Origin of the sequence: Rhodomicrobium udaipurense JA643 (assembly GCF_000636015.1) — a bacterium.
In the GTDB taxonomy this organism is placed as follows: domain Bacteria; phylum Pseudomonadota; class Alphaproteobacteria; order Rhizobiales; family Rhodomicrobiaceae; genus Rhodomicrobium; species Rhodomicrobium udaipurense.
In genome coordinates, this window is the sequence record NZ_JFZJ01000088.1 from 1 (window position 1) to 13562 (window position 13562).

The window sequence follows — 13562 nt, forward strand, 5'->3', positions numbered from 1 at the left end:
GCGACCGATGGCTCCGAAAAGCCCGTTGGCTTCCTCGCTGTCGATGTCGACGCCACGGGCGCCGATACCGATGCGCCGGTCTACAAGTTCGGCGTTTTCGACAGCGGCGCGATCGTCATCGACGCGAGCTGGACGCTTTCCGAGGTGCGCGCCGCCTTCGACCGCTCCCCGATCTTCATCCGCACGCCGCTCGAACTCTAACCCCGAGGCGTCTGAGGGACAAAACCCATGCTGATCTACGATACCCACACGCTGGCGGGCGTGATTGAAGACCGCCTCTGGAACCCGAGCACCTTCCTGCTCGACCTGTTCTTCCCCTATGTGCAGGACTTCGACACCGAAACCATCGACTTCGACATTCTGACCACGAAAGCGAAGCTTGCGCCCTTCGTGCATCCCGATGCCTCGGCGAAGCCAACGACCAACGGCGGCTATGTCACCAAGACGTTCAAGCCTGCGAACATCAAGATGCTGACGGCAGTGAAGCCCAGCAACACCCTGAAGCGCCGGGCCGGCGAACCTTACGGCGGCAATATGAGCCCGGCCGCGCGGCTGGACGCGCTGATGTTCGACATCTTCGATGAGCACGAACGGGCAATCCTCCGCCGCAAGGAATGGATGGCCGCGCAGGCGCTTCGTTTCGGCAAGATCGACGTGGAGGGCGAGGATTTCCCGAAGCAGACGATCGATTATGGCCGCCCGGCCAGTCACCGTGTCGTATTGGCAGGTGTTAATCGGTGGGGGCAGGCCGGTGTCGATGTTCTCGACACCATCGAAACCTGGGCAACGACAGTACAGGATGCCTGCGGCGTCGCTCCGAATGTCGTGGTGCTCGGGTCCGGTGCATGGAAACTTGCGCGCGCCGATGAGAAGCTGATGAAGCTGCTGGACCTGCGCCGTCAGGCGTCCGGCCTCATCGAACTCGGGCCGATTTCGGTCAACGATGTGTCGCGTGCGCGCTATGTGGGCACGATCGGCGACTTCGAGTTCTGGGTTTACAGCCAGAACTATCAGGACGATGCGGAGGCGACCCAGCCGTTCCTCGACCCGCTCGAGCTGATTTTGGGGTCTCCTGCCGTTCAAGGCATCCGCGCATCGGGGGCGATCCTTGATGTCGACAGCCTCGTTCCGCAGGACATCTTCCGCAAGAGCTACAACACGGAAAACCCGAGCCGACGCCAAGCCTACTCCGAAGCGGCGCCGCTCGTCATCCCGTCACGCCCGTCCGCCGCGCTCTGCGCCAAGGTCGGCTAACGAGGCCCGGCGGTCAGCCTTTCCCCCTGACCGCCAACCCAGCGCAGAGCTGTGCCCCACCCAGCTCTGCGCACCCCGCATCGCGGGTGGCATCGTGACCGAGCGACATTACCGACAGCGCGTGTTGGGAGCCGCCGCCAGATGGGCGGATACGGCTAGGCTCGGACGCGCCACGATGTCTCCCGCCATGCGGGTTCCCATCGCGAAAACCGAGGCAATGATGCGACCTTTGTGCGCGCCGAAGACCGGCTGGCGATGCGCGTGGAGCGGAGCCGAGGTGAGTAGGACCGGCAATCGGGGTCGGACCGAAGGGCTCGCGGGGCTGCCACAAGCCCCGCACCAAATTTTGAGAGGCTTGCCATGTGCATCCCGGATACTGTGACCATCGGTTGGCCGCTGTTGTTTCTTGCGATCATCGCCCTCCCTGCCATCGGAGCCCTTGGCATGCGGCTTTGTATGCCTTGCTGTGAGCCGCGAGGGGCTTTTTATGGCGAACCCCCTCATCAAGGCAGTTCCGGGAGGCGGTCATGACGGCCTTCGCGGCAATCGATGCCATCGCAGCGACGGCGGTCGACGCAACATTCGGCGAACTGGTCCGGATCATGCCCATGCGCACCGGCAAATATTCGGCGGGCGGCGCTGACCCGGATCGGCAGGAGCGCGACCTTTACGCGATCCTGACCGAAGATCATGGGCTCCAGCGCACGGACGGCGACCGCATTGGCGGCAATTTCGGCGTCAATCTTGAGGCCGGGCCGATTCGCGTGAGCCTGCCCAAAGCCGCATTCGCCTCGCGCGCCGATTGGCCGCGCGAGAAAGACCGAATTCAGGCCCTCGACCGCGAGGGGCAACCCATTTACGAAATCGCCCGCGATCCACTGCCGGACAACGCCTCGCGGCTCGTTCTGCACTGCACGCGGCTCAAGAAGGCATAGCCATGAGCCTCGTTGGACTGGTGTTGCGCATTGCGACGGTGAAGGCCCTCGCGGGCCGCACCTTCGCTGAGGGGCGCGTGTACGACAGCCGAAATTCTCCGCTCGACGATCACCTCGACACTGAGCCCGGACCGTTCGTTGCCGTCTACACCGACGACGATGACGCGACGGTCTCCGGTGGCGATCTCTTCGCCTCGGCTCACTCTCTGTCGCTCGTCTTCGAGATCGGCATCGCCTCGCCCGTGGTGACCACGGAAGCAGGCGAGCAGTCTATTACGATCCCTCACACCGATGAGGGAATGGAGGCGGCGCTCGATGTGCTGCGTTTCCAGATCGTCGCTGCGCTTCAACATGGCGATGGCGTTTGGCTCGATCTCTGGCGCAGGCTTGTCATCGACAAGAAGTCGCTCTCCATCAAGCGCGGCGGCAGCGTCAAGAAAGGCATCCGCTTCGCCGGCCGCGAAATGGTCCTCACGGTCGATACGATTGGGGACCCGTCACCGGGCGTCGACACTTCATTCTGGGACGAAATCGAGGCCGCGCTGCGCGGTGACACCGACACGGCCGATATCGCAGACTTGATCCGCAGCCTCGTGCATGCGGGTGACGGCTGGCCGGAGTGGCGGAAGGCAGCGGCGATCCTCGGCATCAGCGCAGAAGGCCGAAAGGCGGTCGGCGTCGGGCCGATGGAGGACGGCGCGGCTGACGCCGTCGCATCGAGCCTGACGGTCGATTTCGGCGACGGCAGGGTTGCCACGGAGACCTCGGAATAATGGCCTTTGGTGATGAAATCCTGCTTCTGAGGGCAGAAATTGCCGAGTTGCGGCGGGTCATCGCGCATACGGTCCAGATCGGAACCGTGCATGAGGTCGACGCGAAGGCGGGAACGATCCGCCTGAAACTCGGCGAAGACGCGAACGGCCAGCCGGTCCTCGGCCCTGCGATCCCGTGGGCTGAAAGCGGCGGTGCGATCAAGACATGGCTGCCGCCGAAGAAGGGGCAGACGATGCTCGCGATCAACCCGGTCGGTGCGAAGAGGCAGGGTCTCGCGATCAACGCGGCGTTCTCAGATGAGAATAAGCAGCCGTCCGAGAAGGGCGACGAGAACGTGGTTACGTTCGGCCCATGGAATATTGTGCTCGATGGCGAGACGCTGTCGATCGCCGGGCCGAAAGTGAAGGTTAAAGGTGACGTGGAAGTCACCGGCAACACCGATTTCAAGGATGGCTATGTGAAGTCGAACGGCAAGCACATCGACGACACGCACGGTCACGTCACCGCGCCGCCCGGGCCTCCCGGCCCGCCGGTCTAAGCATCGGATCAACAGCAAACGGAGCACGAGCGTGCTACCTCTTTCAGCCGTCCTCGGCCTTATCGCCGGGGCGATCATCCTTCTATTGCCCGCCACCTCCCGAGCCGAATGCGGCGTTGCATCGGTCTATTGGGAGGGGACGCGCACGGCTAACGGCGAGCGATACCATCCTGACGGCATCTCGGCCGCGCACAAGACGCTGCCCTTCGGGACTATCGTCGAGGTGCGCAACCAACGCACCGGTGCAACGATCCGCGTGCGCATCAATGATCGCGGCCCGTTTATTCGCGGGCGCATCATCGACTTGAGCCGCGGCGCGGCGCGCGCCTTCGGCATGGGCGTCGGGCTCGCGAATGTATGCCTCGAAATCGTCGCCTATAGCGAGGGCCGGCGCGTTGCGAGCGCTTCGGCCCGCAAGGCGAAGAAGCAGCGCGGGCATCGCGAGGAGCAGGTCTCTTTCTGGCCGTGGGAGTGACCGGCAACGGGGCACCCCACGACTGAACATCTCAACTACTCGAAAGGCTGACCATGACCACGAAACCCTACACTGTGCGGCCTGGTATCGTCCGCATCAACGGCGCGCGCGTGCCCGAAACCCGCATCGTGCACCTCGACGACGCCGCGGCGCAGTTCGATCTCGATCACGGCAATATCGTGCCGCATGTCGAGCAGGCCGCGACGGAGCCGAAGAAGACCGTCAAGGCGGCGGCTTCCGATGGCGGGGCTTGATCGCGCCACCGGGCGCCCGCTCGACGGCTTCGCCCATGTGGTGCAGTCGATCGATGTGATCTTCACCACGCGCCTCGGCGACCGGGTGATGCGCCGCTGGTTCGGCGCGATCGGCTCGGCCCTGTTGGGCCGGTTGCTCGTGCCGAAAACCATCCTGCTCTTCATCGCGGCCTTGGCGACGGCTCTCGACCTCTGGGAGCCTCGCTTCAAGGTCACGCGGATCGACACGTCGGGGAATACTTCCGACGCGATCCGCCTCGGTCAGTTGGCGCTCGTGATCGAGGGCGAATATCGGCCGCGCGGCCATCTGGGCGACACGCGTTCCGAGGGTCTGCGCCGCATCTCGCTGGCGTCGAACAAATACGGTTACACTCTTTCCGAGGTCTGACATGGCGGCTGCAATCGATCTGACGCGCATGCCTGCGCCGGACGCCATCGAGGCGCTCGACTATGAAACGCTGCAAGAGCAGTTCCTCGAGCGTTTCAAGACGGTCTGGACGGCGGCGCGTGCCGTGGACCCGACGCTTCCGGCATACGATGTCGATGTGTTGGAAACCGATCCCGTGGTGATCGCCTCGCAGGCGTGGAGCTATTTGCGGTTGCTCGACCGGGCGCGGGTCAACGATGCGGTGCGGGCCGTGCTCGCGCCGACTGCGAAGAAGGCTGATCTCGACAATGTCTGCGCGCGCATCGGTGTGCAGAGGCTCGTCGTCGTGCCTGCGACCGACACAGCGGAAGCGGTCATGGAAAGCGACGCGCGGCTGCTCGCGCGCTATCTGCTCGCCTTCTCACGCCCCGCCGCTGGCAGCGCTGAGCGCTATCTTTATGAAGCGATGACGGCCTGGCCGCAGCTTCACCACGCGGCGGTGATCGGGCGTGCGGTGCACGGTCGGCGCGGCGATGTCGATCTCGTGATCGCTGGTCCTTCAGGCCGCGACGCGACCGACGACGAGTTGGCGCTCGTGAGGTCGGCCACGAACAACACGCGAGTGAAGCCGGAAGCCACAAGCCTTTCGGTGCTGCGGGCGACGCGCGGCGTCTACGATGTGACCGGCACGATCATCGTGCCGACTGGCCCGGATGCTGAGGCCGTGCGCGCCGAGGCTGAGGCTCGCATCCTTGCCGCCGGGCAGGCTCGCATGCTGATCGGGGCACAGGTGCCTCGCTCGGCGCTCGAAGGCGCGGCTTACGGTCTGTCCGTGACGCGGGCGGATCTGACCTCGCCCGGCGACATCCCGGCCGATCCCTACACGATCCCGATCCCGGGCGTGATCGAACTATCTGTCGAGGTGGCAGGATGAGCGCTGACACGTTCTTGCAGGTCGATATGGTCGACGACGAAATCGTCATCCGGATCGGGGTCGACGCAATAGAGATCGCGGCCTTGGGCGCGCCTGTCTTGCGCGGCATTGAGGCGTTCCGGATTACCGACAAGCGCGCCTTTGCGCGAGCTGTGCTCGCGGAGCTTAGCCGCGAGCTTGGCGACGACGGGACTACCCACGTTCACAAGATGTTCGATGCAGCGTTCCTCGCTGCCGTCGAGGGCGGCGCAGACGGGTGTGATCTATGAACGTTCTCGATATTCTGCCGCCCAACAAGGCGCCGTTCGAGGAAGGCGTCGCGGCGGGCATGAGCGACGATCTGCCGGTGCCGGTCGAGCAGGTGCTCGATCCGCAGACGGCGCCATTGCATTTTCTGCCGTGGCTCGCCGTTCATGACGGGGTGCGGCTCTGGGTTCCGGACTGGCCGGAGGCGCGCAAACGGCGGGTGATCGACGAGGCTCTCGTCGCTGCCTGGGAAGTGGGCGTGCGCGCGGGCGCTATCCGCTATCTCGGCTATGTCGACGGCACGCTGGTCGACGTGATCGCCTATCCGGCGCGGTTCGTGTTCGGCCGCGCGAAGGTGGGCCGCACGCCAATCGGGCACGGGCCGTTTCTCGCGCGCTACCTCGTGCGCATCGTTACCTACAAGCCGCCGCGCGCTTTCGTCTTCAACCGTTCCCGCATCGGCAGCGCGAGGCTCAAGACACCCTCTCGCGAGGCGCGACGACGCGCGCTCACGGCGCTTCGCGCGGCGAAATCGCCGGAGACGGAAATTCGCGTCGATTTCTCGCACAGGCGACAGCTCACATTCGCAGACACGCCGCCGCTCGATGGCAGCGTGCGGTTCGGCCAGTACCTTCCACGCTTCAAGCTCTGAGGCCCCATGACCAAGATTGTGAAATTCTCCGAGGCGGAAGTGGCTGAGCCCAGCGACTTTGACGCCATCTCGGCTTATGCCCGCGCGGGCGACGAAGCCCTTGCGTCCGGCGCTATCGCCTATCCGCATCATTGGGCCGACCATACCGTTTCGAATGCGAACGCGGTCGAGGTGACGATCAACTCCGGCTCATTGTTCGCGGGTGGGCTCATCTATCGCAACGACGATCCTATCATCGTGAATTTGCAGGTGCACCTGCCGCTCGTGACCGGCGACCGGCGCTATGTGGCGCTGCTCCTGCGCGGCGAGGAAGAGATTATCGGCGGCCAACGGCTTGTCGAGACCGACGCCGACACCGGTGAGACTGTCGAACAGAGCGTGCCGAAAACCGGCATCCGCAAGATCGTATGCGTTGTGCAGCAAGGGTTGCCCTCGCCCACGCCGCTCAAGCCAACAGTCGCGGCCGATCAGTGCTGTCTCGCTTATGTGGAGCTTTCTCCGACCGGCATCGTCGCCATCGAGATGAACAATGCATCGCGAGTGAAAAGCCTTTTCGAGATCGATGGACGGCTCTCGCTCGTCGAGGGCGACGTGTCGAACTTGCGCACCCGCGTGAGCACGATCGAGACCGATATCGCCAACATCGCGAGCCGCCTTGGAGACATCCCGTCGCCAGCGATCATCCGCCAGATGAAGCGCGATCTCAGCATATTGCGCCGCACAGTTGCGATGCCGGATGAGGCGCGCGCCTATTGGTACGATGCGGGCCTTCTGCAGGATGCGTGGGACAAGGCGAATGCGAGCTGGCTCGCGCGCGTGCGTGAGGGCATCCGCTTCCCGTGGGCGGCTGAGCGCGATGCGCAGCTTGCCCTCATCGATGAAAGCTCGAATGCGATCCGGTTTTTCGGTCGACTGCTGCTGCCGTCATGGACCGAGGTCACACGCCTCGCGATCGACGGAGACGGCGGCAGCAAGAATATCTCGCAGCTCGTGCACACCGTGACGACGGCGGTGCGGCGCGAGCTGTCCCGCACCGTGACCGAGTACGGCCCAACGGTCTCAGTTTGCGAGAACAACGCGGAGTGGTCGAACACGGCTGGCCTCGACGTAGGCGAGTTGTTCACCAAAAACGGTGAGACGTGGACGGTTGTTTCGATCGGCGATAGCTACGGGCGGGGGCACACCTTCCGGTCCGTGGCGAAGTTGATCCAGCGTACCGTCACCGATGTTTATTGGGACCACGTGACCGAGAGCTTCGGCGTCAACGGCTCGGTTTACGGCCAAACCTGGCTCTGCGCGCAGCCGATGGTTCTGACCTCGGTCGACATCAAGTTCACGCGCGTTGCTTCGACCGGCGACGTGCACATGTTCCTGTGCGAGTGCTCGGAAAGCGGTGAGCCGCAGTTCAACAAGGTGCTCGCGAAGACGACGCTCACGGCGGCGGACCTTGCAACGGGTTGGGTGAGATTCTCCATCACACCGCGCGTTCTCGAAAGCGGCAAGCGCTATGCGTGGTTCACCGTCACGACGGGCAACCACGCGTTGGAGACGGTGAGCGGCAACAAGTTCGCACAGGGCTCGCTCTTCTGGGCCACCGATGGGGCCTGGGCGCAAGGCGATCCGCTCGTGGACTTCGCCATGAGGCTCAACGCGGCCTCCTTCGCTTCTGCGCGTACCGTCGTCGAGTTCCAGCCGCTCACGCTGGAAAACGGCATGACCGAAATCCGCCTGCTTACGGCGGGCTGGGCACCGGGCGGCACCGCGCTTGTGTGGGAAGTAAAGCCGTCCGACAGCGATACGTGGCAACCGCTCACGCTGGACAGCGCAGCGGCTTCGACAGCGCTGAACGGGCTCCCGGCGCTCGTGCAGCTTCGGGCCGTGTTCACCGGAACGACCGATCTACAGCCCGCGCTGGTGCTCGACGCCTATGCGCGCGGCATGACGTTCCGCCCGCGCGGCGACATGACGGCGGTGTCGAAGGACCATGCCTTTGGCGTGTCGACCACGACGGTGCAACTGGAGATCGTTCTCGACCAATACGACGCGGCCAAGCACACGGCCGCACCGAAACTTGTGATTGGCGGCACGGTGCTAACGCCGACGACCCTCACGATCACGCCTGACCTCGTGGCAGGGAAGAAGCGCACGCTCCTCGCAAACTTCGTGCTCGGCACGGCGACCACAGCGGCACGGGCTCGCATCGACATGACCACAACAGAGGTCACGGACCTGCCCTTCGTCCAGAACATCGCGCTCTACGCGCTTTAAGGAGAACCCAATGGCAAAGAGCACTCAGGCCGCTTCGGCGGCCGGAGACGGCGCGGCTGCGCCTTACGACGAGACGGCGACATACAGCATCACGCTGGCGCGCCTGATCAAGCTCGGCGGCGTGGTGCCGCTCATTCCTCGCGGCGACATCTTCGTTAGCGGGGCTGCACTCAACCAGATCGTGACGGAGCACGGAGCCGATGCCATCCTCTCTGCCGAGCGCCGATAGCGACTATCAAATCCTCGATATCGACACCAAGCTGACGCTGGCGTTTTGGAACGCGGCGCTGGGATCGGTTGGTGCGCGCCTGCGCGCGGCCGAGGCGGTTCGGGCCGATTTCGAGGCTCTTATCAACACCGGCACCGGGCAGGCGCTGGCGGTGATCTCTGCAAATGTCGAGCCGCAACTGGCCACGCTCACCGCCGCGATCAATCAGTTAAAGGCTGACGTTGCCGAAGCCGAGGACGCTATTGCCACACTGATCGGCGGCGCGGTGCCGATGGAAATCGTTACCGGGTTGGCGGCAGCCCTCAATACGAAAGCCACGCAAGCGGACCTCGCTGCCCTCGCGACCACTGTCGCAGCAAAAGCCACGCAAGCGGACCTCGAAGCGCTCGCTGCGGCAGTCGGAGGAAAGGCGTTGCAAGCGGACCTCGCCGCGCTCGCGACCACTGTTGCTGCGAAAGCCACGCAAGCGGATTTCGAAGCACTCGCTACGGCAGTCAGTGAGAAAGCCGCACAAGCTGAACTCGCTGTTGTTGTGGGGCGCGGGCTGGTTAATAAGTTTCGCAACGGCTCGTTTGCCATTGCCCAACGCGGCACGTCGGGCTCGGTAACAGCAGGCGCAACAGCCTACACGCTCGACGGCTGGCAAGTGTCCGCCGCTGGGGCTGCCGTTGCGTGGTCGCAGGTCTGGAATACAAATATAGCCGGTGCGACTATCCGCCTACAGCGAAGCGCGGCTGGTCTGACAGTCTGCACATTACAACAGCGGATAGAAAGCTACCTCGCAGCGGAATTACTGACCTACGCTAAAGAAGCTCGGCCGGTCACGGTGCAATTCGTGGTCTATAATGGCACGGCGTCAGCGATCACCCCGAAAATCGCGGCAGGTTATGCGACGGCTCGTGACAATTTCGGGACGGTTACGGCGGACCTCGCCGCGACCAATCTCCAGACCATCGCGGCGGGCGCGACGGGCATTGTCTCCTACACGTTTATACCGAGCGTCAACATCGCAAACGGCCTGCAAATCCAGTTGCAATTCGGCTCTGCGCTCAACAGCACCAGCGGTTACGTCCACGTCGGGCGCGCCGACATCCGCGCGACACCGGGGATTGCGCCGGGCCTAAATAGCGCGCCGCCACCTGCGGAGCTACGCGATCCAATGTCCGAGCTGGCGCTGTGTCAGCGGTATTTTTGCAAAAGCCACGCTGCCCTCGTTGCCCCAGGATCGGCTGTTGGCGGGGGGGCGTGCGGAATTGTGCTCACGACGAACACATCGGGCAGCGGCGCAAATATCAGTAGCCCATTTCCGGTCACTATGGGCGGCTTGCCAACTTTGACGATTTATGACAGCGCGGGAGCAGCGGGAAAGGTCGGGTATCTGAATGGCAGCTTATGGGCATCGGGCGGCAGCATCGGCGCGGCGGGAGCCACCAGCTACGGCGTGCGCGTGTGGTGCTCGCAAAACACAAACGGGTTTGAGTTCGACTACGCTGCGAGCTGGGAGTTATAGAGATGTACACCATGACGAGCGGCGCGGCGGTCATCCGCGACGTGGACCGCGCAATCATACCAGCTGACACGCGCAACGCAGATTGGCGAGCCTATCAGGCGTGGCTGGCAGCTGGGGGCGTGCCGTCTCCAGCGCCCGTTGTGTCGGAGCCTGTGCCAGCGAGCGTGACGCCGCTCCAAATCGTCCGCGCGCTGCGGCAAGCCGGCCTCAAAGGAGCGTTCGACGCGGCTCTCGCGGTTGACGCCGAAGCGAAAGAGGATTTCAACCTCGCACGCGAAATCGAGCGCGACGATCCGCTGGTCGCTTCAATAGCGACCGCGCTTGGCAAGACCTCGGCCGAGGTCGACGACATCTTCCGGCTCGCCGCGACCCTGTAGCGAGCCGTCTTTCCTCTTCCAAACCAGCCGCCTCCGGGCGGCTTTTTTTATGGAGAAAACGATGACGGCACCGTCATTCGGCATCATCAACACGCGGCCCGAAGACGAGGCCGTACCAGTCATTGGGGCGGATTTCTCGAAAATCGGCCTCGTGGAAACGTCCTCCGATGCGGATGCGGCGACCTTCCCGCTCGATACGCCCGTGCGGTTTTCCAGCTCGGACACGGCCTATCTCTCGAAGCTCGGCACCGGCTATCTCGCCGACGCGGTGAAGGCGATCAACGCACAGCTTTCCGAGCTGCAAGTGGCTGCCGACATCACGGTGGTCCGCGTGGCCGAAGGCGTGTCTGAGGTTCCGGCGACAAAGCTCGAGCAGACGACGACGAACATCATCGGCTCGGCCGCAAACCAGACCGGCCTCTATGCGCTGAAGGCCGCGCCTGAAGAGGTGGGTGCTACGCCGCGTCTCATCTGGGCCGGTCGCACCGCGTGGCAGCCCGACGAAAACAGCGCGAACCCGGTCGTCGCGGCACTGCCAGAGATCCTGAATTCGTTGCTCGGCGTTGCCGTCGTGGACGCGCCCGAGAGCCGCACGGCCGCGCTTGCCTGGCGCGAGACGACGCAAAGCAATCGCATCATCCCGGTTGGTGTTGCCGCCCGCGTTTACGAGGGATCGACCGTCGTCACGCGGCCGATGGCGCCGCGCATTCTCGGCATCGGCGTGCGCGTCGATCACGAGCATGAGGGCAAGCCATTCCACCCGTGGGCAAACCAAGCCGTGAACGGCATCGTCGGCACGAGCCGCAACATCGCGTTCAGCCTGACCGATGGTGCGACCGAAGGGCAGATGCTGCTCGAGGGCGACATCGGCATCGTGGTGCGCGGCGAGAGCGGCGTGGACACGGCCATCGCGGATGGCGGTTTTGTGTATATCGGCACGGAAAGCTGCGCCGAAGGCGATCTGTGGGCACAGTTCCATCAGGTTCGCGGGTCCGACTACTTGACCGCGAAGATGATGCGCCTCACGCGCCAGTATCTCGGCAAGCTCATCTCGGCCGATCTCGTCGAGGCGTGGATCAACAGCATCAAGTTCATGCTGCGCGATCACAAGGCGGCGAACGATATCCTCGGCTATGACGTGAAGTTCCTGCCCGCGCGCAACAGCGTGGAAGAAGTGCGCCTCGGTCGCCTCGTCGTCTCGCCCTTCATCGAGCCCGCGCCGGTCTTCCGTCGCGCCACGCACGAGGTGCGCCGCTACGCGGCCGCCGTCGACGCGCTGGTGGCGGATATCGCCGCCCGCGTGAACGCTTCCGGCACGGTCTAATCGCCTCTCAACCCTGAAAGGAAAGCCACATGGTTTTGCCTCTTTACGTCATCGAGGCGGTCGACGTTCGCCGCGCTGACGAAACCGACACGAGCCGCGCCATCACGATCTCGAAGCTCGGTCTACCTGCCCTCAAGCGCCTGTCCGCCGAGCACAAGCCCGGCGGCGGCGTCGGCGGGATCGAGTTCGTCTTCCCGCAGATCGAGAAGATCGAACCTAAATTTGAGGTGAAGGGCATCGATCTCGATGCCCTCACGCGCTTCGGCTTCGCGAACGGGGTCTACGACAAGTGGACCTTCGCGGGAGCCTGGCGCGACAAGCGCACGGGCAAGGCTCTGCCCGCACGCGCCACCATCACCGGCATCATTTCCGATTGGGAGTCCGACGAGTTTTCGCCGGGCGAGTTGGTCGGCTGCAATCACACCCTGAAGGAAGTCTCGCACTACGAGTTCACGCTCGATGGCAAGGAGATTTTCTACTGGGATTTCTACGAGCGCGAGGCCCGCTCCGGCGGCGTTTCGTGGATGAGCGACGTTCGTTCGGCACTGGGAGGCTGACGCCTCCCAGCCTTGGTTTAAATCAGATCGTCGACGGTGACGCGCAGCGCGTCGGCGAGCTTCTTTAGGGTGGCGACGCTGCCTTCCTTCTTCCCGGCTTCGATTTCGGAAATGAAGGGCTGGCGGACGCCGCTTTTCTCGGCGAGCGCGGCCATCGTCAGGCCGCGATACTCGCGCCAGAGCTTCAGGCGGTTCTCGCCGTCGATGGAGCGCTTCACGAACCAGTCGGGGAGGAATTCTTCCGCCCCGCGCGCGAGCCGCGCCTTGAACAGTTCGATGGACGCCGCGTCCTCGGCGTCCTCGACCAGCTCCATCAGCCGATTGTATTCGGCCTCTGGGAGCACCACGAGGCGCTCGCCGTTCGGCGTGACGAGCGTTTGCGTTTTTGCGTGCATAGTCATCTCGACCTCACTCATAGGCCCCGCCGCGCGGGGCGACTTTCACCACAAGGATCACCACACCGTCTTCCGTGAAGATCACGCGCCAGTCTCCGATGCGCATCCGGTAGAAACCCGGCTGTCCCTTCATCGCGATCACATTGTTCGCGAGCGAGGCAGGGTCGGTGGCGTATTGCACCATCTTCGCCCGGATCTTGGCCGCGAGGTTTGCCGGCATCTTCGCCAGTGTCTTCTCGGCTTCTTTGGTGTAGGTGACCGTTTTCATGCGAGGAATATCGCTCATTGAGATTGGATTGTCAATCTCTAAATGAGATATTTTAGGAGAGAAACACGATGACAACTGAACAAAAATTCACCCTGGAATTTCCTGTCAAAGTCGGGGGCAAGGCCTTCAATCTTCTCACCCTGCGCCGTCCGAAGGTCCGCGACGTTCGCGATGTCGAAAGGGTGCGGCAGGCTGACGGCGATTT

20 protein-coding genes are annotated in these 13562 nt (G+C 63.7%); 18 read left to right on the forward strand and 2 right to left on the reverse strand.

Going from position 1 to position 13562, the window contains the following annotated elements; translation table 11 throughout:
- The 17 genes from T281_RS12215 to T281_RS12295 all read left to right on the forward strand — a co-directional run.
- Nucleotides 1–201 (forward strand): head decoration protein (locus T281_RS12215; RefSeq protein WP_037239249.1); only part of this gene is annotated, 201 nt, incomplete at its 5' end.
- A gap of 27 nt (nt 202–228) precedes the next feature.
- Nucleotides 229–1254 carry a major capsid protein gene (locus T281_RS12220; RefSeq protein ID WP_037239252.1) on the forward strand — a complete coding sequence of 342 codons (1026 nt, stop codon included), beginning with the start codon at nt 229–231 and terminating at the stop codon, nt 1252–1254.
- 527 nt (nt 1255–1781) lie between these two features.
- On the forward strand, nt 1782–2189 hold the full coding sequence (locus T281_RS12225) for a hypothetical protein (protein ID WP_037239254.1): 408 nt from the start codon (nt 1782–1784) through the stop codon (nt 2187–2189).
- Between the two features lie 2 nt (nt 2190–2191).
- A complete protein-coding gene (locus T281_RS12230) occupies nt 2192–2962 on the forward strand; it encodes a hypothetical protein (protein WP_037239266.1) in 771 nt (256 codons plus the stop codon).
- On the forward strand, nt 2962–3501 hold the full coding sequence (locus T281_RS12235) for a phage baseplate assembly protein V (RefSeq protein WP_052037431.1): 540 nt from the start codon (nt 2962–2964) through the stop codon (nt 3499–3501). Before T281_RS12230 ends, T281_RS12235 begins: the two co-directional genes overlap by 1 nt.
- Before the next feature lie 31 nt (nt 3502–3532).
- Nucleotides 3533–3976 carry a septal ring lytic transglycosylase RlpA family protein gene (locus tag T281_RS12240; RefSeq protein ID WP_081796772.1) on the forward strand — a complete coding sequence of 148 codons (444 nt, stop codon included), beginning with the start codon at nt 3533–3535 and terminating at the stop codon, nt 3974–3976.
- Between the two features lie 53 nt (nt 3977–4029).
- On the forward strand, nt 4030–4230 hold the full coding sequence (locus T281_RS12245; RefSeq protein WP_037239268.1) for a hypothetical protein: 201 nt from the start codon (nt 4030–4032) through the stop codon (nt 4228–4230).
- Nucleotides 4217–4618, forward strand: coding sequence for a GPW/gp25 family protein (locus T281_RS12250; protein WP_037239270.1), 402 nt, complete (start codon nt 4217–4219; stop codon nt 4616–4618). Before T281_RS12245 ends, T281_RS12250 begins: the two co-directional genes overlap by 14 nt.
- Nucleotide 4619: 1 nt before the next feature.
- The gene (locus T281_RS12255) at nt 4620–5531 is read left to right on the forward strand and encodes a baseplate J/gp47 family protein (protein ID WP_037239272.1); all 912 of its coding nucleotides are present in this window, start codon (nt 4620–4622) and stop codon (nt 5529–5531) included.
- Nucleotides 5528–5800, forward strand: a complete 273-nt coding sequence (locus T281_RS12260) for a hypothetical protein (protein ID WP_037239275.1) — start codon at nt 5528–5530, stop codon at nt 5798–5800. Before T281_RS12255 ends, T281_RS12260 begins: the two co-directional genes overlap by 4 nt.
- A complete protein-coding gene (locus T281_RS12265) occupies nt 5797–6429 on the forward strand; it encodes a phage tail protein I (protein ID WP_037239277.1) in 633 nt (210 codons plus the stop codon). The genes T281_RS12260 and T281_RS12265 overlap by 4 nt, the downstream gene beginning before the upstream one ends.
- Before the next feature lie 6 nt (nt 6430–6435).
- A complete protein-coding gene (locus T281_RS12270; protein ID WP_037239279.1) occupies nt 6436–8697 on the forward strand; it encodes a hypothetical protein in 2262 nt (753 codons plus the stop codon).
- 10 nt (nt 8698–8707) lie between these two features.
- On the forward strand, nt 8708–8926 hold the full coding sequence (locus T281_RS12275; RefSeq protein WP_037239286.1) for a hypothetical protein: 219 nt from the start codon (nt 8708–8710) through the stop codon (nt 8924–8926).
- Nucleotides 8898–10436, forward strand: a complete 1539-nt coding sequence (locus T281_RS12280) for a hypothetical protein (RefSeq protein ID WP_037239287.1) — start codon at nt 8898–8900, stop codon at nt 10434–10436. The genes T281_RS12275 and T281_RS12280 overlap by 29 nt, the downstream gene beginning before the upstream one ends.
- 11 nt (nt 10437–10447) lie before the next feature.
- On the forward strand, nt 10448–10813 hold the full coding sequence (locus T281_RS12285) for a hypothetical protein (RefSeq protein ID WP_155955226.1): 366 nt from the start codon (nt 10448–10450) through the stop codon (nt 10811–10813).
- 61 nt (nt 10814–10874) lie between these two features.
- The gene (locus T281_RS12290; protein ID WP_037239298.1) at nt 10875–12137 is read left to right on the forward strand and encodes a phage tail sheath protein; all 1263 of its coding nucleotides are present in this window, start codon (nt 10875–10877) and stop codon (nt 12135–12137) included.
- A 29-nt stretch (nt 12138–12166) separates the two neighbouring features.
- On the forward strand, nt 12167–12694 hold the full coding sequence (locus tag T281_RS12295; RefSeq protein WP_037239292.1) for a phage major tail tube protein: 528 nt from the start codon (nt 12167–12169) through the stop codon (nt 12692–12694).
- Between the two features lie 17 nt (nt 12695–12711).
- On the opposite strand, the gene T281_RS12300 is transcribed toward T281_RS12295, so the two are convergent.
- Nucleotides 12712–13095 (reverse strand): helix-turn-helix domain-containing protein, encoded by a 384-nt coding sequence (locus tag T281_RS12300; protein WP_037239306.1) that lies wholly within the window; start codon nt 13093–13095, stop codon nt 12712–12714.
- Between the two features lie 7 nt (nt 13096–13102).
- Nucleotides 13103–13375, reverse strand: coding sequence for a type II toxin-antitoxin system RelE family toxin (locus tag T281_RS12305; protein ID WP_338053306.1), 273 nt, complete (start codon nt 13373–13375; stop codon nt 13103–13105).
- A gap of 50 nt (nt 13376–13425) precedes the next feature.
- On the opposite strand from T281_RS12305, the gene T281_RS19910 reads away from it, so the two are divergent.
- Nucleotides 13426–13562 (forward strand): phage tail assembly protein (locus tag T281_RS19910; RefSeq protein ID WP_162173172.1); only part of this gene is annotated, 137 nt, incomplete at its 3' end.

What these genes read in the sequence shown, in the direction of transcription:
- T281_RS12280 (WP_037239287.1), top strand. Translation starts at nt 8,898, where the DNA reads ATGCCATCCTCTCTGCCGAGCGCCGATAGCGACTATCAAATCCTCGAT.
- T281_RS12225 (WP_037239254.1), top strand. Translation starts at nt 1,782, where the DNA reads ATGACGGCCTTCGCGGCAATCGATGCCATCGCAGCGACGGCGGTCGAC.
- T281_RS12295 (WP_037239292.1), top strand. Translation starts at nt 12,167, where the DNA reads ATGGTTTTGCCTCTTTACGTCATCGAGGCGGTCGACGTTCGCCGCGCT.
- T281_RS12260 (WP_037239275.1), top strand. Translation starts at nt 5,528, where the DNA reads ATGAGCGCTGACACGTTCTTGCAGGTCGATATGGTCGACGACGAAATC.
- T281_RS12300 (WP_037239306.1), bottom strand. Translation starts at nt 13,095, where the DNA reads ATGACTATGCACGCAAAAACGCAAACGCTCGTCACGCCGAACGGCGAG.
- T281_RS12245 (WP_037239268.1), top strand. Translation starts at nt 4,030, where the DNA reads ATGACCACGAAACCCTACACTGTGCGGCCTGGTATCGTCCGCATCAAC.
- T281_RS12250 (WP_037239270.1), top strand. Translation starts at nt 4,217, where the DNA reads ATGGCGGGGCTTGATCGCGCCACCGGGCGCCCGCTCGACGGCTTCGCC.
- T281_RS12220 (WP_037239252.1), top strand. Translation starts at nt 229, where the DNA reads ATGCTGATCTACGATACCCACACGCTGGCGGGCGTGATTGAAGACCGC.
- T281_RS12230 (WP_037239266.1), top strand. Translation starts at nt 2,192, where the DNA reads ATGAGCCTCGTTGGACTGGTGTTGCGCATTGCGACGGTGAAGGCCCTC.
- T281_RS12305 (WP_338053306.1), bottom strand. Translation starts at nt 13,375, where the DNA reads ATGAGCGATATTCCTCGCATGAAAACGGTCACCTACACCAAAGAAGCC.
- T281_RS12275 (WP_037239286.1), top strand. Translation starts at nt 8,708, where the DNA reads ATGGCAAAGAGCACTCAGGCCGCTTCGGCGGCCGGAGACGGCGCGGCT.
- T281_RS12290 (WP_037239298.1), top strand. Translation starts at nt 10,875, where the DNA reads ATGACGGCACCGTCATTCGGCATCATCAACACGCGGCCCGAAGACGAG.
- T281_RS12255 (WP_037239272.1), top strand. Translation starts at nt 4,620, where the DNA reads ATGGCGGCTGCAATCGATCTGACGCGCATGCCTGCGCCGGACGCCATC.
- T281_RS12285 (WP_155955226.1), top strand. Translation starts at nt 10,448, where the DNA reads ATGACGAGCGGCGCGGCGGTCATCCGCGACGTGGACCGCGCAATCATA.
- T281_RS12270 (WP_037239279.1), top strand. Translation starts at nt 6,436, where the DNA reads ATGACCAAGATTGTGAAATTCTCCGAGGCGGAAGTGGCTGAGCCCAGC.
- T281_RS12265 (WP_037239277.1), top strand. Translation starts at nt 5,797, where the DNA reads ATGAACGTTCTCGATATTCTGCCGCCCAACAAGGCGCCGTTCGAGGAA.
- T281_RS12235 (WP_052037431.1), top strand. Translation starts at nt 2,962, where the DNA reads ATGGCCTTTGGTGATGAAATCCTGCTTCTGAGGGCAGAAATTGCCGAG.